Consider the following 18,982-nt stretch of genomic DNA (forward strand, 5'->3'; position numbering starts at 1 on the left):
AGAGAGGCTCATGTGACCGACCAAGTCCCCCGCGTGGAACAGGACCGCGAGTTCGGGTTCGAGACCCGGCAGCTGCACGCCGGGCAACGGCCGGACCCGAACACGGGAGCCCGCGCGGTGCCGATCTTCCAGACGACCAGCTACGTCTTCGAGGACCCGGAGTCCGCGGCCGCGTACTTCAACCTGCAGGAGTACGGGAACACGTACTCGCGCATCATGAACCCGACCGTCGCGGTGTTCGAGGAGCGGGTGGCGAACCTGGAGGGCGGCGCCGGCGCGGTGGCGTTCGCCAGCGGGATCGCCGCGCAGGCGGCCGCGCTGTTCACGCTGCTGGAGCCGGGCGACCACGTCGTGTCGTCCTCGGCGCTCTACGGCGGCACGGTGAACCAGCTCAAGCACCTGCTGCGCAAGATGGGCGTGGAGCTGACCTGGGTCGATCCCGACGATCCGGACGCCTGGCGCAAGGCCATCCAGACGAACACGAAGGCCTTCTTCGGCGAGACGATCGGCAACCCCGCCGGCAACGTGCTGGACATCGAGACCGTGGCGGCCATCGCGCACGAGCACGAGCTGCCGCTGATCGTGGACAACACGTTCGCGACGCCGTACCTGTGCCGGCCGATCGAGTGGGGCGCCGACATCGTGATCCACTCGGCGACCAAGTTCATCGGCGGCCACGGCACGAGCATCGGCGGCGTCGTCGTGGAGGCGGGCACGTTCGACTGGTCGAACGGGCGCTTCCCGGTGGTCGCGGATCCGTCGCCGGCCTACCACGGGCTGCGTTTCCACGAGACGTTCGGCGAGTACGGCTACCTGATGAAGCTGCGCGCCGAGACCCTGCGCGACCTCGGCGCGGCGCTGTCGCCGTTCAACGCCTTCCTGTTCCTGCAGGGCCTGGAGACGCTGTCGCTGCGCATGGACCGCCACGTCGGCAACGCGCTGGCGGTCGCGGCCTTCCTCCGGTCGCATGAGCTGGCCTCCGGCGTGACCTTCCCCGGCCTGCCGGACAGCAGGTACCGGCCGCTGGTGGACAAGTACCTGCCGCGCGGCGCCGGCGCGGTGTTCTCCTTCGACTGCGCCGGCGGCCGAGCGGGCGGGCAGGCGTTCATCGGCGGGCTGACGCTCTGGTCCCACCTGGCGAACGTCGGCGACGCCAAGAGCCTGGTCATCCACCCCGCCAGCACGACCCACCGCCAGCTCGGCGACGACGAGCTGCGGGCGGCCGGCGTCGGCCCCGGCACGGTGCGGCTGTCGGTCGGCACCGAGTCCGTCGACGACCTGATCTGGGACCTGGAGCAGGCTTTCGCCCGCGTCGGAGAGGTGGCCCCGGCATGACCGCACTCGACCGCTACCAGGACGCGCTGACGATCCAGCGCGTGCTGCATTCGACCAGGACGATCGCGATCGTCGGCCTGTCGGGCAACGAGCTGCGGGCCAGCCACTTCGTCGGCTACTACCTCAAGCGGCACGGCTACCGCATCATCCCGGTCAACCCCCGGGAGAAGGAGATCCTCGGCGAGCGGAGCTACGCGAGCCTGCTCGACGTGCCCGTTCCGGTGGACCTCGTGAACGTCTTCCGCGCCCCGGACGCGCTGCCGGAGATCGCACGGGAGACGGTGGCGATCGGCGCCGCGGCCCTGTGGTGCCAGTTCGGCGTGGTCAACGAGGAGGGCGCGCGGATCGCCGAGGACGGTGGCGTGAGCGTGGTCATGGACCGCTGTCTCAAGGTCGAGCACGCGCGCTTTGTGGGGCGGATGCACTGGCTCGGTTTCAACACCCGGCGCATCACCTCCGTCCGCGCCGGGCTCCAGTAGCCCACCCGATCCGTCACCCCCGGCGGTGGGCGGCCCCCGGATGGGTGGCGGGCAGCCGGTGCCGGCCGGGGCCGAGCAGCCGCTCGCGCAGCGTCGAGTCGGCGTACGCGGTGCGGTAGCGGCCCCGTCGCTGCAGCTCGGGCACGACCAGGTCGATGAAGTCCTCGGCCGTGCCCGGTGACAGGTACTGGATGAGGTTGAATCCCGTCGCCCCCGTCTCGTCGGCCCAGCGCTCGATCTCGTCCGCGACCCGTTCCGGGGTGCCGGCCACGAAGAACGGGCCCTGCCCGATGCGGCCGACGGACCCGAGCACGTCGCGCACCCGCAGGCCGCGCCCGACCAGCGGGCGCACGGCGCGCTCGGTGAAGTCACCGCCGCGGGCCACGATGTCGTCGATCAGCTCGTCCGGGTCGTAGGCCGCCAGGTCGATGCCGCTGCCGCGCTGCGCGAGGAAGCCTTCGGGGCGGATGTGCCGCTGCAGGTCGGCGAGCTTGGCGTCCACCTCCTGCCGCGTACGCGCCACGATCACCGAGGCGCTGGGGAAGAAGGTGATGTGGGCGGGGTCGCGGCCGTAGGCGGCGGCACGGCGGCGGGTGTCGGCGATGTCGTCGCGCAGCGCCTCCAGGGAGGCGGCGCCGGTGAAGACGGCCTCGGCGTGCCGGGCCGCGAACTCCTTGCCCCGGTCGGAGTTGCCCGCCTGGTACAGGACGGGGGTGCGCTGCGGCGACGGCTCCGACAGGTGCGGCCCGGCCACCCGGAAGTGCTTGCCGACGTGGTCGATGGCGTGCACCTTGGCCGGGTCGGCGTAGACGTGGCGGTCCCGGTCGCGCAGCACGGCGCCGTCCTCCCAGCTCCCCTCCCACAGCTTGTAGAGCACCTCCAGGTACTCCTCGGCGATCTCGTAGCGCAGGTCGTGCTCGATCTCGTCGTCCAGCCCGAAATTGCGGGCGGCGCTGCGCAGGTAGGAGGTGACGACGTTCCAGGCCACCCGGCCCTTGGTCAGGTGGTCGAGGGTGGACATGCGGCGGGCGTGCGCGAACGGCGGCTCGTACGTGGTGGAGAACGTCACCGCGAACCCCAGGTGCTCGGTCACGGCGGCCATGGCGGGCACCACGAGCAGCGGGTCGTTGGCGGGGATCTGCACAGCCTCGCGGACGGCGGTCTCGGGTCCGCCGCGGTAGCGGTCGTAGGCGCCGACGACGTCGGCCAGGAAGACGGCGTCGAACAGGCCGCGTTCCAGCAGCCTGGCCAGGTCCGTCCAGTAGTCCAGGTCGGTGTAGCGGTGCCGGTTGTTGGCGGGGTGGGTCCACAGCCCGTGCTGGATGTGGCCGACGCAGTTCATCTCGAAAAGATTGAAGTGGATGATGCCGCTCATCTAGGAAAGCTCCTGGGGGCGATGCCGTTGAGGTGGAAGTTGCCGACGTCGTGCACCTTGGCGCGCCGCGGGTCGTGGACGGTGTGGGTGCGGGCGTTGCGCCAGTGCCGGTGCAGGCCGAGCGGCTCGCGTACGGCGGAGGCCCCGGCCAGCTCGAACCATTCGGCGCTCACCCGGTTGGCGGCCCTGTCAGCCTGCGCGCGGGCGGCGGCCATGGCGACGGCCGCCTCCGCCGCGAGGGCGGGGAGCTCCTCGGGCGGGGCCGATCTGGCCCGGTCAACGGCGTCGCCGGCGCTCTCCAGCAGCGCGCGGGCGGCCCTGGTCAGCACGGCCAGCTCGCCGAAGAGCTGCACGACGACCGGGTCCTCGACCACCTTCTCCGCCTGGGTGCCCGGCCGGCCGCCCTTGGTGTAGCCGCGCAGGAAGGCGGCGGCGTCGGCGAGCGCTCCCTCCGCGATGCCGGTGTCGATGGCGGCGTGGATGAGCAGGCCGAAGCTGCGGAAGGTGCTGACACCATCGCGCCGCACCGGCATGACGCGGTCGGCGGGCACGAACACGTCCTCCAGCAGGACGGTGCCGCTGGCGGTGGTGCGCTGGCCGAAGCCGTCCCAGTCGTCCACGACGGTCAGGCCGGGCGAGTCGCGGGGCACGAATGCCACGCTGTGCGAGTCCTCGTCGAGCGCGGTCACCGGAATCCAGTGGGCGAACAGCGCGCCGGTCGAGTAGATCTTGCGGCCGGAGATGAGGTATCCGTCGTTGTGCGGGCGCAGGATGGCGCGCTCGCGTTCGCCGTCGGGGCCGCGGCCGTCCACCGCGGCGTTGCCGAGGTGGCGCCCGGCGAGCGCTTCGGCGTAGAAGAACGTCTGCTGGTCGGGGGTGCCGTGCTCGCGCAGCGAGTCGAGGTACCAGAAGTGGTTCTGCGGGATCTGCCCGATGCTGGCATCGCCGGCCGACAGCTCCCTGATGACGGCGCCGAGTGTGGCGGTGCGCACGCCGGCGCCGCCGTGCCCGGCGGGGACGGTGATGCCGAGCAGACCGCTGTCCGAGAGCGTCTCGATCTCGGACACGGGCAAGAGGCGCTCGGCGTCGCGCCGGGCCGCCCCTGCCGCAAAGCTCGCGGCCAGTTCGCGGGCGACCGCGATCGCCTCCTCGTCGGTCTTGATCACATGTGCCACGTCACGCCGCCGCCAGTCTCGGGATCGCCGCCACCAGTTCCTTCGTGTACGGGTGCGCGGGCTCGCTGAAGACCGTCCCGACCGGCCCTTCCTCGACCACGCTCCCGTCCTTCATGACCAGCACCCGGTCGCACAGGTGGTGGACCACGCCCAGGTCGTGGGAGATGAACAGATAGGCCACGCCCGTCTCCCGTTGCACGTCCTCCAGCAGGTCGAGGACCTGTGCCTGCACCGACACGTCGAGCGCCGAGACCGGCTCGTCGCACACGATCACCGAGGGCGACGGGGCCAGGGCCCGCGCGATGGCCACGCGCTGCCGCTGCCCGCCGGACAGCTTCAGCGGCCGGCGCTCCAGCTGCCCGGCACCGAGTCCGACAAGGTCGAGCAGCTCGACGGCGCGTTCCCGACGGCGTGCGCGGGGCACGCCGGCCACGGCCAGCGCCTCGGCGAGGATCCTGGCGACGGTGTGGCGGGGGTCGAAGGAGGCCAGGGTGTCCTGGTAGACGACCTGGACGTCGCGGCGCTGCGCGCGGTCGCCACGCGTCCACGGCCGGCCGTGAATCTCGACGGCGCCGGTGTCGGGCGGGATGAGGCCGAGCGCGATCCTGGCCGTGGTGGTCTTGCCCGAGCCGGACTCGCCGACGATGCCGAGCGTCTCGGCGGCGCGCAGCTCGAACGACACGTCCCGCACGGCGGCCCGGCCACCGAAGGACTTGCCGACGCCCCGGGCACGCAGCACGACCTCGCCCGCGGCCCGCCGTGGCGCGGCGGCGCCGGTGAGCGGGGCGGTGCGGGCCGGCGGGGCGGTGTCCGACAGGCGGGTGCCCTTGGTGTGCTCGGCCGGGATCGCCCGCAACAGGCTCCGGGTGTACTCGTGCTCAGGGCGGGTGAGCACCTCACCGGCCGGTCCCCGCTCGACGATCACGCCGTCCTTCATGACGGCCACCCGGTCGGCCAGCCGGGCCACCACGGCCAGGTCGTGGCTGATCACCAGCAGCGATCTGCCCTCGGCCTTGATCCCGGCCAGCAGCTCCAGCACCTGCGCCTGGATCGTGACGTCCAGGGCGGTGGTGGGCTCGTCCGCGATGATCAGCTCGGGGTCGGCGGCCAGCGCGGCGGCGATCAGCGCGCGCTGGCGCAGGCCGCCGGACAGCTCGTGCGGGAGCTGTCCGGCCCGCAGCTCCGGCTCGGGCACCCCCACGGAGGCGAGCAGCTCCCGCACCCTGGCCTTCCTGGCCGCGCCGGGCAGGTCGGTGTGGGTGGCCAGGACCTCCTCGATCTCCTTGCCGACCTTGCGCAGCGGGTCCAGCGAGACCAGGGCGTCCTGGAGCACGAAACCGATCCGGCCGCCGCGCAGGCGCCGCCAGCCGCGCTCGCGCAGGCGGGTCAGGTCCTGTCCGTCGAAACTCAGCTCCTCGGCGGTGACGCGGGCGCCGCCTCCGGTGAGGCCGACCAGGGTGCGTGCGGTGACGCTCTTGCCGGAGCCGGACTCGCCCACCAGGGCCAGGCACTCCCCCGACCCGATCTCGAACGACACCCCGTGCACCACCGGTGTCGCGCCGAAGGCGACGCGCAGGTCGTCCACCTTGACCAGGCTCACCCGGTCCTCCCTTCCGATCGCAATCTGAGCGCCCGGCCGACCACGGTCACGCTGATCACCGTCAGCGTGATGGCCAGGCCGGGGAAGAGGCCGTACCACCAGGCCCGCGAGATGAAGTTGCGGGCGGTGGACAACATGGAGCCCCACTCGGGCTCCGGCGGCGGCGTGCCGAGCCCGAGGAAGCTCAGCGCGGAGCCGGCCACCAGGGCCGTGCCGACGCCGATGGTGGCCAGGATGAGCACCGGTTTGACGGCGTTCGGCAGCACGTGCCGCAGGATCACCCGCGGCCCCGGCAGCCCCAGCGCGTACGCCGCCTCGACGTAGCTCGCCCGGCGGATCGCCAGCGTCTGGGCGCGGACGAGGCGGGCGTAGGAGGGGATGTTGGCCACGCCGATGGCGAGGATGGCGTTGGCGGTGCCGCCGCCCGCCACGGTGATGACGACGAGGGCCAGCAGCAGCTCGGGGAAGGCCATGCCGACGTCGGACAGGCGCATGATGACGTTCTCGACGAGCCGGTTGCCCAGCCCGGCGGCCAGGCCGAGCAGCCCGCCGAAGACCAGGGCGACGGCGATCGCGCCGAAGCCGAGCAGCAGCGAGGCGCGCGTGCCGTGCACGATGCGGGCCAGCACGTCGCGGCCGTTCTCGTCGGTGCCGAGCAGGTGCGCGGCGCTGGGGGGCCGGAGGGTGGCGCCGCTGTCCACGGCGAGCGGGTCCTGGCCGGTGAACAGGCCCGGCGCCAGCGCGGCCAGCACCAGCACGGCCAGGACGGCCGCGGCGAGCCACACGCCGATCCGGTTCACGCGGCCTCCTTCAGACGGGGGTCGATGACCAGGTAGAGCAGGTCGACCAGGAGGTTGACCAGGACGTAGACCAGCGCGGACAGCAGCACCACGCCGAGCACGACCGGCAGGTCCTTGGCGTTCACGGCCGAGACGAGCAGGCGGCCGACGCCCTGCCGGGTGAAGAGCGTCTCGGTGACGACGGCGCCGCCGAGCAACGCGCCCACCCAGAAGCCGGTCATCGTGACGAGCGGGGTCAGGGCGTGCCGGAGCGCGTGGCGCAGCCGTACCGCGGTGTCGCCCAGGCCGCGGGCGCGGGCGCTGACGATGAACGGCTCGTCCAGCACCTCCTCCAGCGCCTCGCGCAGCACGTGGCCGAGCACGCCCGCGATCGGCAGCGCCAGGCACAGCGCGGGCAGCACCAGCGACGCCACGCCCTGCCCGCCGGTGGAGGGAAGCAGCCGCAGGCCGAAGGAGAAGACGGTCAGCAGCACGATGCCCAGCCAGAACGTCGGCGTCGAGGCGGCGACCAGCTCCACCGCGGAGGCCGGACCGCGCCACCGGCGGCGGCCTGCGGTGGCCAGGGCGACCGCGATGGCCAGGATCAGCCCGGTGACGGCGGCGGCCACGGCCAGCTCCACGGTGGCGGCGGCCTGCTCGCCGATGGCCCGGGTGACCGGGGTGTGCAGGCGGTAGGAGGTGCCGAAGTCGCCGTGCGCGATGCGCCACAGGTGGGCGGCGTACTGCTCGTACCAGGGGCGGTCGAGCCCGTACTCGGCCCTGACCTGGGCGAGCACCTCCGGGGTCGGGGCGGCGCCCTCACCCCCGACGACGGCCTCGGCCGGGTCGCCGGGGGTGAAGTGCACCACCAGGAAGGTCAGGGTCGCCGCACCCCACAACACGCCGACCCCGGCCAGCAGGCGCCATCCGATGAACGTCAGGGTCTTCATCACTCGTCCAGCCAGGTGTCGTAGAAGTACGGCGACGGGTAGGCGGGCGTGAAGGCCAGGTCGCGGACCTTCTTGTGGTAGGCGACCGGACGCGGGTCGTCGTAGAAGGGAATGGCGGGGACGAGTTCGAGGAGCCTGGCCTGCGCCTGGTTGTACAGCTCGGTGGGGTCCTGGGCGCTTCTGGCCTCTTCGAGGAGGTCGTCGAGCTTCGCGTCCTCCAGCCGGGCCACGTTCTGGCCGCGCCGCTCGGGAGTGGTGATGTTCTTGGAGGAGTACTGGATCCACAGCACGTCGGCCGTGTTCGTGGCCCACAGGCCGGAGGTCAGGTCGTAGTCGCCCTTGACCGAGCGGTCGGTGAGCTCCTGCTCGGGCGGCGTCTGGATCTGGATGTCCAGGCCGATCTTCCTGGCGGCGGCCTGGGTCTGCACGGCGATCTGCATGCGCTGGGCGGGGAAGTTCGCGGCGATCGGGAAGTACGCGGTCAGCCGCTTGCCGTCCTTGAGCCGGACGCCGTCCTTGTCCCTGGCCGTCCAGCCCGCCTCGTCGAGCAGCTTGTTCGCCAGGGCCTCGTCGTGCCTGACGGTGCCGCTCAGCCCTTGCGCGTAGCCGGGCGTGGAGGTGGTGACGAAGCCCTGCGCCACCTGGTACTGGCCGAAGGAGATGCCCTTGATGATCGAGTCGCGGTCCACGGCGGCCAGCAGTGCCCGGCGGACGCGAACGTCGTCGAACGGCGGGCGCGAGGTGTTCAGCCAGAACGACATCGGGTGGCCGGGCCGGATCGCGGTGAGGAAGCCGAGGTCGGGGTTGGCCTTGACGTCCTCGACGTTCTGCGGCGGGGTGAAGTCGATGGCGTGCACCTCACCGGCGGCCAGCGCGTTGTAGCGGGTGGCGTCCTCGGCGAGGAAGCGGATCTCCAGCCGCTCCAGGTAGGCAGGGCCGGTGTGCTTGGCGCTCTTCGGCCCCCAGTTGTAGTCGGGGTTGCGGCGGTAGGTGACGCTCTGGCCCTTGGTCCACTTGTCGAAGACGAACGGGCCGGAGCCGATCGGGTGCTCGCAGATGGTCTGCGGGGACTCCTTGATCTGCTTGGGGGAGATCATGCCGAGGTAGCCCTGGGCGAGGACATCGAGGAAGGGCCGGTACGGCGAGCTCAGGTGCACTTCGAGCGTGTGCTCGTCCACGACCTTCGCGTCCTTGTACGGCGCGATGTACGAGGCCGCCAGCGGTGACTTGGTCGCCGGGTCGCGCATGTGCTCGAAGTTGGTCTTGAGCGCCTCGGCGTTCCAGACGGCCCCGTCATGGAACTTCACGCCCTGGCGGAGCTTGAAGGTGTAGGTCAGGCCGTCGTCGGAGATCGCCCAGCTGTCGGCCAACCACGGCTGGATCGTGCCGTCCACGTCGAACCACACCAGCGAGTCGGCCACCGGGACCGTGGTCACCGGGCCGTCGGAGCTGGCGTTGCCGTGCGGGTCGAGGCAGGGCGGCTCCTGCCCGTTCTCGCCGAGGATCAGGGTGCCGCCGGACTTGGGGGTGTTGGTGGTGCCGCCCGAGCTCCCGGCCGCGCTGCCGCATCCGGCGAGCAGCAGCGCGAGCGCGAGGGCGGCGAGGGGGGTCTTGGTCATGTGTCAGCTCACCCATGCGTCGTGGAAGGTGACAGCGCCGTAGGCGTAGTCCCAGGTCAGGCCGTGCACCCGCTTCTGCGCGGAGACGAGGCTGGGCCTGTCGTAGAGCGGGATGGCGGGCGCCAGTTCGAGCAGCCGGGTCTGTGCCTTGCCGTAGATTCCGGCCCGTTCTGCGGCGTTCGTGCGGGCCCTGGCCTCTTCGAGCAGCTTGTCGAGGTCGTCGTCGGCGAGCCTGGTGGTGTTCTGGCCGCGCCGCTCGGGGGTGGTGATGTTCTTCGAGGAGTACTGGATCCACAGCACGTCGGCCGTGTTGGTCGTCCAGATGCCGACGGAGACGTCGAAGTCGCCCTTGCCGGTGCGATCCTGGGACTCCTGGGCGGTGACGTTGTCGATCCTGATCTCGATGCCCGCCTTCGCGGCGGCGGCCTGGGCCTGGACCAGGATCTGCGTGTTCTGCGGGTTCACACCCGTGTCGATGGCTACGGCGGTCAGGCGCTTGCCGTCCTTGAGCCGGATGCCGTCCTTGTCCTTGGCGCTCCAGCCCGCCTCGTCCAGCAGCGTGCTCGCCTTGGCCGGATCGTGGGAGATGCCACGGCCGGCGGTGAAGTCGGAGGCCGGCGGGGTGTTGTCGATCACGTTGACCTCGCCGGCGAGCAGCGCGTTGTAGCGGGTGGCGTCCTCGGCCAGGAAGCGGATCTCCAGACCGTCCAGGTACGCGGGACCCGTGCGCCCGGTCGGCGCCCACGTGTACCCGGGGTTCTTGCGGTAGGTGATGCTCTGACCCTTGGTCCACTTGTCGAACACGAACGGCCCCGAGCCGACCGGGTGCTCACAGGTGCTCGCCGGGGCCTCCTTGAGCTGCTCGGGCGAGAGCATGGCCAGGTACGACTGCGCGAGCACGTTCAGGAACGCCGAGTACGGCGAGCTCAGGCGTACCTGCAAGGTGTGCTCGTCCACGACCTTCGCGTCCCGGTACGGCGCGATGTACGAGGCGGCCAGCGGCGACTTGGTCGCCGGATCGCGCATGTGCTCCAGGTTGAGCTTCAGAGCCTCGGCGTTCCAGGCTGACCCGTCGTGGAACGTCACGCCGTCCCGGAGGGTGAAGGTGTAGGTCAGGCCGTCGTCGGAGACCTTCCAGGCGGAGGCCAGCCAGGGCTTCAGGTCGCCCTCGGCGTCCTGCCACAGCAGCGAGTCGAAGATCGGGCGACCCACGACCGTGGTGTTCGTGGTGGACAGCTGGTGGGGGTCGAGGCAGGCGGGCTCGTCGGCGTTCTCCCCGAGCACGAGCGTGCCTCCGGGCTTCGGACCGACGTCGCCGGCGGCCGGCTGCGGCGTGGCGTCAGCGCCGCACCCCGCCAGCAGCAGGGCCGTGACGAGCAGCATTGTGGAGCGGGTGAGCATGGAGGTCCTTAAACAGGTATTGCCTACCTGTATTGCAGGGATTACGGTGAACCATAACGTAACACGGAGAACGGACGAAACAACATGACCCACGTGATCGCCGACGACGCCGAGGCGCTCGCGGCGGCGCGCGAGCTCGCCGCCGGGTTCGCGGAAGGGGCGGCGGCCCGCGACGCCGAACGCCGCCTGCCGGAGCCCGAGCTCGACCGGCTGTCGGCCAGCGGGCTGCTCGCCGTCACCGTGCCGCGCGCGCACGGCGGCGCCGACGTGAGCGCGCGCACCCTCGCCGAGGTGTTCCGGCTGCTGGCAGCGGCCGATCCGAACCTCGCGCAGATCCCGCACAGCCACTTCGTCTACGTCAACGTGCTGCGGCAGCAGGGCACGGACGTGCAGCGCAAGTTCTTCTTCGCCGAGGTGCTGGACGGCAGGCGCTTCGGCAACGCGCAGTCGGAGGCGGGCACCAAGCACGTCCAGGACTACCGGACCGCGCTGGTCGCCGCCCCCGCAGGGGGCTTCCTGCTGAACGGCACCAAGCACTACAGCACGGGCGCGCTGTTCGCACACTGGATCCCCGTCCTGGCACGGCGCGAGGACCGGACCCTGCACGTGGCGTACGTGCCGCGCGACGCCCCCGGTCTGACCGTGGTGGACGACTGGGACGGCATGGGCCAGCGCACCACCGCCAGCGGCACGGTGACGCTGGAGGACGTGTTCGTTCCCGAGTACCGCGTGGTGCCGCACCACCTGACGTTCCAGGGGCCGCAGCTCCACGGCGCGTACGCCCAGCTCCTGCACGCCGCCATCGACGTCGGCATCGCCGGCGGCGCCCTGGAGGAGGCGCTGGAGTTCGTCCGGACCAAGGCCAGGCCGTGGTTCGAGAGCGGTCAGGAGCGCGCGGCCGACGATCCGCTCGTCGTCCAGCGGGCCGGCGAGCTGGCCGTCAGGGTACGCGCCGCCGAGGCGCTGCTCGACCGGGCCGCGCAGGCCGTGGACACCGCCCGGGACGACCTGACCGACGAGAGCGCCGGCGCCGCCTCCATCGCCGTGGCCGCCGCCAAGGCGTTCGCCGACCCCGTGGCGGTGGAGCTGGGCGGCGCGATCTTCGAGCTGGGCGGCACCCGGTCCAGCCTCGACAGGCTCAACCTGCACCGCCACTGGCGCAACGCCCGTACCCACACCCTGCACGACCCGGCCCGCTGGAAGATCCAGCACATCGGCCGCTACGTACTCGACGGCAAGCTGCCGCCCCGGCACGGCCTGCTCTAGGAGAAGCGATGACGTTGACGTTCCACTGGTTCCTGCCCACGTACGGCGACAGCCGCGACGTCGTGGGCGGCGGCCACGGGCTCCCCGCGGGCGCGGCCTCCGGCGCCCGCCCCGCGACCCTGCCCTACCTGCGCCAGATCGTGCACGCCGCCGAGCAGGTCGGCTTCGTCGGCGCGCTGACCCCCACCGGCGCGTGGTGCGAGGACGCCTGGCTGACCACCGCGATGCTGGCCGGCACCACCGAACGGCTGAAGTTCCTGGTGGCCTTCCGTCCCGGGCTGGTCTCCCCCACGCTGGCCGCGCAGATGGCGGCCACCTTCCAGTGGCACTCGCGCGGGCGGCTGCTGCTGAACGTGGTGACCGGCGGGGAGAGCCACGAGCAGCGCGCCTACGGCGACTTCCTGGGCAAGGACGCCCGCTACGCGCGTACCGATGAGTTCCTGCAGGTGGTGCGGGCGCTGTGGCGGGGCGAGACGGTCAGCCTGCAAGGTGATCACCTCCAGGTCGAGAACGCCCGGCTCAACCGGCTGCCCGACCCGGTGCCCGACGTGTACTTCGGCGGCTCCTCCCCCGCCGCCGGGCGGGTGGCCGCCCGGCACGTTGACGCCTACCTCACCTGGGGCGAGCCGCCGGACGCCGTGGCCCGGAAGATCGCATGGGTGAACGGGCTGGCCGCCGCCGAGGGCCGTACCCTCAGGCACGGCATCAGACTGCACGTCATCACCCGCGACACCAGCGAGCAGGCGTGGGCGCAGGCACGCAGGCTGCTCGACGGCATCGACCAGGCGGCCGTGGAGAAGGTGCAGGCCGGCCTGGGCCGCAGCGAGTCCGAGGGGCAGAAGCGCATGCTCGCCCTGCACGGCGGCAGGCGCGACGACCTGGAGATCTACCCGAACCTGTGGGCGGGCGTCGGCCTGGTGCGCGGCGGCGCCGGCACGGCGCTGGTCGGCAGCCACGCCGAGGTCGCCGACCGCATCGAGGAGTACCACCGCCTCGGCCTCACCGAGTTCGTGCTGTCGGGCTACCCGCACCTGGAGGAGGCGTACTGGTTCGGCGAGGGCGTGCTGCCCCTCCTGCGCGAGCGCGGCCTGTGGCAGCACCCCACGGAGCCGGCCGCCGCCGAACCGGCCTCGATCCCGTTCGCCACGGCGGGAGCGCGGTGAGCACGCTGACGGAACTGCGGCGGCGCGCCGACGGACTGCTTCCCGAGCTGGCGGCCGGGGCCGCGGAGCGGGAGCTCGCCCGCGAGCTCCCGCACCGGGAGATCCGCGCCCTGGCCGCCGCCGGCCTGTTCACCTTCCGCATCCCCGCCTCCTACGGCGGAGGCGGCTCCAGCGTGGCCGAGGTGTTCGCCTTCCTCATCTCCCTGGCCGCCGCCGACTCCAACATCGCCCAGGCGGTACGCCCCAGCTTCGGCCGGGTCGAGCACCTGCTCACCTCCGAAGAACCGGAACGCGCACGCTGGTTCCCGCGCTTCCTGGCCGGGGACGTGTTCGGCAACGCGGGCTGGGAGATCGGCGGGGCCAACGGCGAGGTGCGCACCCGCATCGACTGCGACGGCGTCGTGAACGGCAGCAAGTACTACAGCACGGGCGCCCTGTACGCGGACTGGGTCAGCGCGTCGGCCGTGGACGACTCCGGCGAGCGGGTGTTCTTCACGCTGCCGCGCGACCGGGAGGGGCTGGAGCTGCTCGACGACTTCGACGGGATCGGGCAGCGGCTCACGGCCAGCGGCACGACCCGGCTCAACGCGGTCAAGGTACTGCCGGACGAGATCGCCGAGCGCCCCGGGACCGCCGCCCGCTCCCCCGTCAGCGCGTTCATGCAGCTCTACCTCGCCGGCGTACTGGCCGGGATCGCGCGGGGAGCCCTGACCGACGCCGTCGGCTTCACCCGCGAGCGCGCCCGCCCGATCCAGCACAGCGGCGCCGCCCGATCCGTGGACGACCCGTACGTGCGCCACGCCGTCGGGGAGATCTCCGCCCGTGCCTACGCCGCCGAATCCGCGGTCCTGCGCGCCGCCGCCACGATCGACCAGGCATGGGCGGGCGACCTGGAGCCCGGCCTGCTCACAGACGCGGCCGTCGAGGTGGCCCAGGCCCAGTTCGTCGCCGCGGAGTCCGCTCTGAAGGCGGCCGAGCTGCTGTTCGACGTGGGCGGCGGCTCCGCGGTCGCGCGCCGCCACAACCTCGACCGGCACTGGCGCAACGCCAGGACCGTCGCCAACCACAACCCCCGCGCCTGGAAGGCCGCCGTGGTCGGCGCCTACCACCTCACCGGCGCACAGCCGCCGCTGAACGGCCTGTTCTGAAGGGATTCCTCCGTCATGACCCGCGTGCTCCTGATTTCGGGCAGCCCCTCCGCGACCTCCCGTACCGGACGACTCCTCGACCACGTGGCCGAGCTCCTGGACGGCGCGGTCTCCCTGCTCCACCTGCGTGGCCTGCCCGCCGAGCCGCTGCTGCTCGGCCACGGCGGCCATCCGGACCTGGTTGCCGCGCAACGCTCCGTGGCCGACGCCGACGTGATCGTCCTGGCCACGCCCATCTACAAGGCCGCCTACACCGGCCTGGTCAAGGCATTCCTCGACGGGCTGCCGCAGAAGGCGTTCGCGGGCAAGACCGTGGTGCCCATCGCCACCGGGGGCACGCAGGCGCATCTGCTGGCGGTGGACTACGCGCTGCGGCCGGTGCTCAGCGTGCTGGGGGCGCGGCACGTGACCCGGGGGCTCTTCGTGCTGGACACACAGATCACCCCGCTGGCTGAGGAGCTGAGGCCCCGGCTGCGCGCGCTGGCCGACGAGGTGAACGCGGTCCCGCTGCGCGCGGTCGCCTGACGCCGTCCCGTCATCCGGGATCGTGGGCGAGGGGCCCGGACAGGCTTCTCGCCAGCAGGCCGAGCAGCGCGTCGGCGGCCTTGCCGAGCAGGGCGAGCAGCAGGATCGACAGCAACAGGATGTCCGTCCTGCCGGTGTTCTGGCTGTCGATCAGCAGGAAGCCGAGCCCCATGGACGAGGCGATCAGCTCGGCCGCGACCAGGAACAGCCAGCCCTGGGCGAGGCCGAGCCGCAGCCCGGCGAGGACGGCGGGCGCGGCGTACGGGAGCTGGATGCGGGTGAGCAGGCCCACCCCGCGCAGCCCGTACGCGCGGCCGGCCTCGACCAGGTGCGGATCCACGTGGGCCAGCGCCGTGGCAACCGTGGTGTAGACGGGGAAGAAGGCGCCGATCGCCACCAGCACGATCTTCGGGGCCTCGGCGATGCCCAGCCAGAGCACCAGCAGCGGCACCCACGCCAGGGACGGCACCGCGCGCAGGGCGCCGACACTCGGCGCGAGCAGGGCCCGGACCGGCGGATACAGCCCGACCGCCGCGCCCAGCAGCATGCCCGCCGACGCGCCGGCGGCGAAGCCCAGGAGGACGCGCTGCCCGCTGATCGCGACGTGCTGCCAGAGCTCGCCCCGCCGGGCCAGCTCCGCCACCGCCGCCAGGACCGCGGAGGGCGCGGGAAGTTGCGCCGGGGTGAACACACCCGCGGTGGCGGCGGCCTGCCAGGCGGCCAGCGCGATCAGCGGCACCACCAGCCCTGCGGCGATCCGCCCCGGCCGCGAGGACCGGCGCCCGCCTCCACGCGGCCGCCGGACGTCGGCCGGCCGGGAGGCGGGGCCGCCGGCACGCTCGGTCACGAAGACGCCTGCGCCTTCTCCGCGAACCGGGGCTCGAACAGCGCGTCCAGCGCGCCGCGGGCCTCCGCCTCCGAGCGCACCTGGCTCTCCCGGACGAGGGTCGGCAGGATGCGCTCCAGCACCGCGCGCTGCTCGGCGCCGGGCACCGGGCTGATGTCCGCTTCCGTCCGCTCCTTCAGCACCACCGAGGCGACCTCGGGGGCGAGCTTGGCCTCGGCCGCCAGTAGCTGGACGGCCTCGTCGGGGTGCGCGGCGATCCACGTGCGCGCCCGCTCGTAGGCGTCGATCACCTTCTGCGCGAGGTCCGGATGCTCGGTGAGGAAGCCCTCGCGGGCGTTGAGGAAGCCGTAGGAGTTGAAGACCGGATTGCGGTAGACGAGCTTGGAGCCGGCGTCCACCTGGCTCTGCGCCATCAGCGGGTCGAGCCCGGCCCAGGCGTCGACGTCGCCGCGTTCGAGCGCCGTCCTGCCGTCGGCGTGCTGCAGGTTGACGACCTCGACATCCGTGCCGCCGAGGCCCGCCTCCTGCAGCGCCTGGAGCAGGAAGAAGTACGGGTCCGTACCCTTGGTCGCGGCGACCTTCTTGCCCTTGAGCTGCTTGACCTCGGTGACGGGCGAATCCTTGGCCACGACGAGCGCCGTCCACTCCGGTCTGGTGTAGATGCCGATCGTCTTGATCGGGCTGCCGTTGGCTCGGGCCTGCAGCGCGGCGGCGCCGGCGGTGGAGCCGACGTCGATGGTCTCGGCGCGCAGGTTCTCGTTGGCCTTGTTGCTGCCGGCCGACAGGACCCAGGTGACCTTGGTGCCCTTGAGCTCGTTCTCCAGCCAGCGTTGCTTGCGGATGACCAGGCTGAGCGGGTTGTAGTAGGCGTAGTCCAGCCGCAACTGCCCCTGCGCGGGCGGCGCGGCGCCGCTCTCCCCCTGCACGCAACCGGTGGCCAGGATGGCGAGCAGGGCGGTGGCGAGCAGGTGCCGACGGTGGATCATGGTGTTTCCTTCACGGGGCTGCCTCTTCGGCAGGGACGGGCCGGGGAACGCCGAGTCGCTCCAGCAGGTCGGCGCGGAGGGCGGCGAGTTCGGGGTGGGCGCGGTCACGCGGCCGGGGATGAGGCACCTCGAGCGCGGTCAGGACGGTCGCGCCCGCGTCCGGCGGGCTGCTGCCGAGCAGGACCACCCGGTCGGCCAGGTGCAGGGCCTCGTCCACGTCATGGGTGACGAGCAGGACCGTGGTCCCCGCGCCGCGCTGCACGTCGGCCAGCAGGTCCTGCATGCGCAGCCGGGTGAGGGCGTCCAGCGCGGCGAACGGCTCGTCGAGCAGCAGCACGCCGGGCTGCCGGGCCAGCGCCCTGGCGAGCGCCGCGCGCTGGGCCATGCCGCCGGACACCTGGCGCGGCCGGTGCCCGTGGAAGCCGGCCAGGCCGACGACGTCGAGCCAGTGCCGGACGATGCGGTCCCCGTCCACCCGGCCGGTGCCCTTCGGCAGGCCGAGCGCCACGTTCCCGGCGAGGTCGCGCCAGGGCAGCAGCCGCGGCTCCTGGAAGACCACGGCGCAGCGCTCGTCGATCCCCCGGACGGCGCGGCCGCCCACCAGCACCTTTCCGGCGGCCGGGGCTTCGAGCCCGGCCACCAGCCGCAGCAGCGTCGACTTCCCGCAGCCCGAGGTGCCGAGGATGGCCACGATTTCACCGGGCGGGATGTGCAGCTCGATGTCCCGCAGCACGGCGTGACCGTTGCCGAAGGTGTGGCCGAGGCCGAGCAACCCCACCCCTGCCGCCATGCGCCTCCCTTTCCAGGCAATTCCTACATATTTTCCATGATTTTGGCATGCCGGATCTGGTTTGTGAAGGGCACCACGTCAGGCCGCCGCGTGCACCAGCGCCGGGGAGACCTGGGACAGCACGGCTCGCGCCACCGCGCACTCCGCACCGTGCGTCCTCCAGGTACGCCTCGTGCCCGGTGGCGGCGGCCGGCTCCAGGAAGAACAGCACGACCCCGACCACCCCCGAGCACTGCCGGTCACCGGCTCATGCCCGCCGTTCGGAAGCAAGGACCGCCCAGATCTGCTTGTCGTGGCGCACGCCCTGGTACGGCCATGCCTCGCGTCGCACACCCTCCAGCGTCATGCCGAGCCGCTTGGCCACCGCTGAGCTGCGCTCGTTGTCGGCCCGGCAGTGCCACTCGGCCCGGTGCAGCCCTCGGGACGTGAACGCCCAGTCCAACAACGCCCCACACGCCTGCGTGATCAGTCCGTGGCCCTCAGCGGACGGCTCCAGCCAGCAACCGATCTCACACGAGCCGAGCGCGGCATCGAAATCCGTGAACATCACACCGCCGACCAACACCCCATCGCGCCAGATGCCGTACAGGCGCGCACCGTCGCCGGCCTGGCGTTCGGCGTACCGCTTGAGCGTGGCCCGCGCCGCGTCCACGTCGTCGGTGACGAACGCGGAGCCGACCCAGGGACGAATGTGCTCGCGGGCCCGGTCCAGATGGTCGGCGAACTCCTCGGCATGCCAGACCTCCAGCGGCCCGAGATGAGCACCGTCGCGCAGCGGCAGCGAGAACATGAAAAGCCCTCCATTCACATAACAAGCGTTACGGCAATGTACCGTGGCAGCATGCCACGCACCAAGGGAGACCACGAGGCTCGCCGGCGCGACGTCTCCGCAGCGGTATGGCAGGTAATGGCCACACGCGGCTTCGCCGGCCTGACCCTGCGCGCCGTCGCCGCCGAGCTTGGCGCGACCACCGGCCTGCTCACGCACTACTTCCCCACCAAGCACACCTTGGTGGAGTACGCCCTTGACCTGCTCGAACAGCGCACCGCCTCCCGGCCTCGCCGCCACGCGGGCAAAGGTCTGGCCGCCCTCAGGGACGCACTGCTGGACATCCTGCCGCTGACCCCCGAGGCCACCGACAGCAACCGCATCTGGGTCTCCTCCTGGGATGCCGCACTCTCCGACCCCGAGCTGAGCACCGGCTACGCCCGCAAGTACGCCCAGAGCCGGGACCGGCTGAGCGAGCGGGTGGCCGCAGCCCAGGAGCTCGGCGAACTGCCCCCTGGCGACCCCGTCCACATCGCAGCCGGCGCTCAATCCTTCATTCTCGGCCTGGTGGTCCAGGCCCTGTTCGACCCGGCGGCGTTCCCGCCACAGCGACAAGTCGAGCTCCTCGACGACTACCTGGCCACCCTGACCGCCTTGCACTGATCAACGTGGATCACTCGGCGACTGCGACGGACGCTCATGCGCGACCTCGGGCCTGCTGGTGCCGGGCATCCAGACGTTGCCGCCGAGAATGGCGCGCCACTGTGACACCGCC

At 72.2% G+C, this 18,982-nt stretch carries 18 protein-coding genes; 7 read left to right on the plus strand and 11 right to left on the minus strand.

Annotated features, from left to right (window positions below; genetic code table 11):
- Window positions 1–12: 12 nt before the first annotated feature.
- Both AB0J69_RS30750 and AB0J69_RS30755 read left to right on the plus strand, forming a co-directional pair.
- Entirely contained in the window at window positions 13–1,335 is a 1,323-nt protein-coding gene (locus tag AB0J69_RS30750) for an O-acetylhomoserine aminocarboxypropyltransferase/cysteine synthase family protein (protein WP_364124063.1), read from the plus strand.
- A complete protein-coding gene (locus AB0J69_RS30755; protein ID WP_364124066.1) occupies window positions 1,332–1,814 on the plus strand; it encodes a CoA-binding protein in 483 nt (160 codons plus the stop codon). The genes AB0J69_RS30750 and AB0J69_RS30755 overlap by 4 nt, the downstream gene beginning before the upstream one ends.
- 13 nt (window positions 1,815–1,827) lie before the next feature.
- Here the strand turns inward: AB0J69_RS30755 and AB0J69_RS30760 are convergent, their stop codons facing one another.
- From AB0J69_RS30760 to AB0J69_RS30790, 7 genes are read right to left on the minus strand one after another with little or no spacing between them, the layout of a single operon-like run.
- On the minus strand, window positions 1,828–3,189 hold the full coding sequence (locus AB0J69_RS30760; RefSeq protein WP_364124068.1) for an LLM class flavin-dependent oxidoreductase: 1,362 nt from the start codon (window positions 3,187–3,189) through the stop codon (window positions 1,828–1,830).
- Window positions 3,186–4,355, minus strand: a complete 1,170-nt coding sequence (locus AB0J69_RS30765; protein WP_364124070.1) for an SfnB family sulfur acquisition oxidoreductase — start codon at window positions 4,353–4,355, stop codon at window positions 3,186–3,188. The genes AB0J69_RS30760 and AB0J69_RS30765 overlap by 4 nt, the downstream gene beginning before the upstream one ends.
- Window positions 4,356–4,365: 10 nt before the next feature.
- Complete coding sequence (locus AB0J69_RS30770; protein ID WP_364124072.1) at window positions 4,366–5,964, minus strand: ABC transporter ATP-binding protein; 1,599 nt, start codon at window positions 5,962–5,964, stop codon at window positions 4,366–4,368.
- On the minus strand, window positions 5,961–6,764 hold the full coding sequence (locus tag AB0J69_RS30775; RefSeq protein WP_364124075.1) for an ABC transporter permease: 804 nt from the start codon (window positions 6,762–6,764) through the stop codon (window positions 5,961–5,963). Before AB0J69_RS30775 ends, AB0J69_RS30770 begins: the two co-directional genes overlap by 4 nt.
- Window positions 6,761–7,693 carry an ABC transporter permease gene (locus AB0J69_RS30780; RefSeq protein ID WP_364124077.1) on the minus strand — a complete coding sequence of 311 codons (933 nt, stop codon included), beginning with the start codon at window positions 7,691–7,693 and terminating at the stop codon, window positions 6,761–6,763. The genes AB0J69_RS30775 and AB0J69_RS30780 overlap by 4 nt, the downstream gene beginning before the upstream one ends.
- On the minus strand, window positions 7,693–9,312 hold the full coding sequence (locus AB0J69_RS30785) for an ABC transporter substrate-binding protein (RefSeq protein ID WP_364124080.1): 1,620 nt from the start codon (window positions 9,310–9,312) through the stop codon (window positions 7,693–7,695). The genes AB0J69_RS30780 and AB0J69_RS30785 overlap by 1 nt, the downstream gene beginning before the upstream one ends.
- Window positions 9,313–9,315: 3 nt before the next feature.
- Window positions 9,316–10,713: an ABC transporter substrate-binding protein gene (locus tag AB0J69_RS30790; RefSeq protein ID WP_364124083.1), complete on the minus strand. Its 1,398-nt coding sequence runs from the start codon at window positions 10,711–10,713 to the stop codon at window positions 9,316–9,318.
- Between the two features lie 84 nt (window positions 10,714–10,797).
- Here AB0J69_RS30790 and AB0J69_RS30795 point away from each other — a divergent pair, with 84 nt between their 5' ends.
- Genes AB0J69_RS30795 through ssuE form a run of 4 tightly spaced genes read left to right on the plus strand, consistent with a single transcriptional unit; the run spans window position 10,798 to window position 14,815 of the window.
- Window positions 10,798–11,979 (plus strand): SfnB family sulfur acquisition oxidoreductase, encoded by a 1,182-nt coding sequence (locus AB0J69_RS30795; protein WP_364124086.1) that lies wholly within the window; start codon window positions 10,798–10,800, stop codon window positions 11,977–11,979.
- Window positions 11,980–11,987: 8 nt separating this feature from the next.
- Entirely contained in the window at window positions 11,988–13,142 is a 1,155-nt protein-coding gene (locus AB0J69_RS30800) for an LLM class flavin-dependent oxidoreductase (RefSeq protein WP_364124089.1), read from the plus strand.
- Complete coding sequence (locus AB0J69_RS30805) at window positions 13,139–14,290, plus strand: acyl-CoA dehydrogenase family protein (RefSeq protein ID WP_364124092.1); 1,152 nt, start codon at window positions 13,139–13,141, stop codon at window positions 14,288–14,290. The genes AB0J69_RS30800 and AB0J69_RS30805 overlap by 4 nt, the downstream gene beginning before the upstream one ends.
- 15 nt (window positions 14,291–14,305) lie before the next feature.
- Window positions 14,306–14,815, plus strand: coding sequence for an NADPH-dependent FMN reductase (ssuE, locus tag AB0J69_RS30810; protein ID WP_364124095.1), 510 nt, complete (start codon window positions 14,306–14,308; stop codon window positions 14,813–14,815).
- Between the two features lie 10 nt (window positions 14,816–14,825).
- On the opposite strand, the gene AB0J69_RS30815 is transcribed toward ssuE, so the two are convergent.
- From AB0J69_RS30815 to AB0J69_RS30830, 4 genes are all read right to left on the minus strand, one after another.
- Window positions 14,826–15,662: an ABC transporter permease gene (locus AB0J69_RS30815; RefSeq protein ID WP_364124097.1), complete on the minus strand. Its 837-nt coding sequence runs from the start codon at window positions 15,660–15,662 to the stop codon at window positions 14,826–14,828.
- The gene (locus AB0J69_RS30820) at window positions 15,659–16,648 is read right to left on the minus strand and encodes an aliphatic sulfonate ABC transporter substrate-binding protein (RefSeq protein WP_364124099.1); all 990 of its coding nucleotides are present in this window, start codon (window positions 16,646–16,648) and stop codon (window positions 15,659–15,661) included. Before AB0J69_RS30820 ends, AB0J69_RS30815 begins: the two co-directional genes overlap by 4 nt.
- 10 nt (window positions 16,649–16,658) lie before the next feature.
- Entirely contained in the window at window positions 16,659–17,438 is a 780-nt protein-coding gene (locus tag AB0J69_RS30825) for an ABC transporter ATP-binding protein (RefSeq protein WP_364124102.1), read from the minus strand.
- A 247-nt stretch (window positions 17,439–17,685) separates the two neighbouring features.
- Window positions 17,686–18,228, minus strand: a complete 543-nt coding sequence (locus AB0J69_RS30830) for a GNAT family protein (protein ID WP_364124105.1) — start codon at window positions 18,226–18,228, stop codon at window positions 17,686–17,688.
- Window positions 18,229–18,279: 51 nt separating this feature from the next.
- Between AB0J69_RS30830 and AB0J69_RS30835 the strand changes: the two genes are divergently transcribed.
- A complete protein-coding gene (locus AB0J69_RS30835; protein ID WP_364124108.1) occupies window positions 18,280–18,870 on the plus strand; it encodes a TetR/AcrR family transcriptional regulator in 591 nt (196 codons plus the stop codon).
- The last annotated feature ends 112 nt before the right edge of the window (window positions 18,871–18,982 follow it).

Origin of the sequence: Nonomuraea sp. NPDC049709 (genome assembly GCF_040674815.1) — a bacterium.
Classification (GTDB): Bacteria; Actinomycetota; Actinomycetes; order Streptosporangiales; family Streptosporangiaceae; genus Nonomuraea.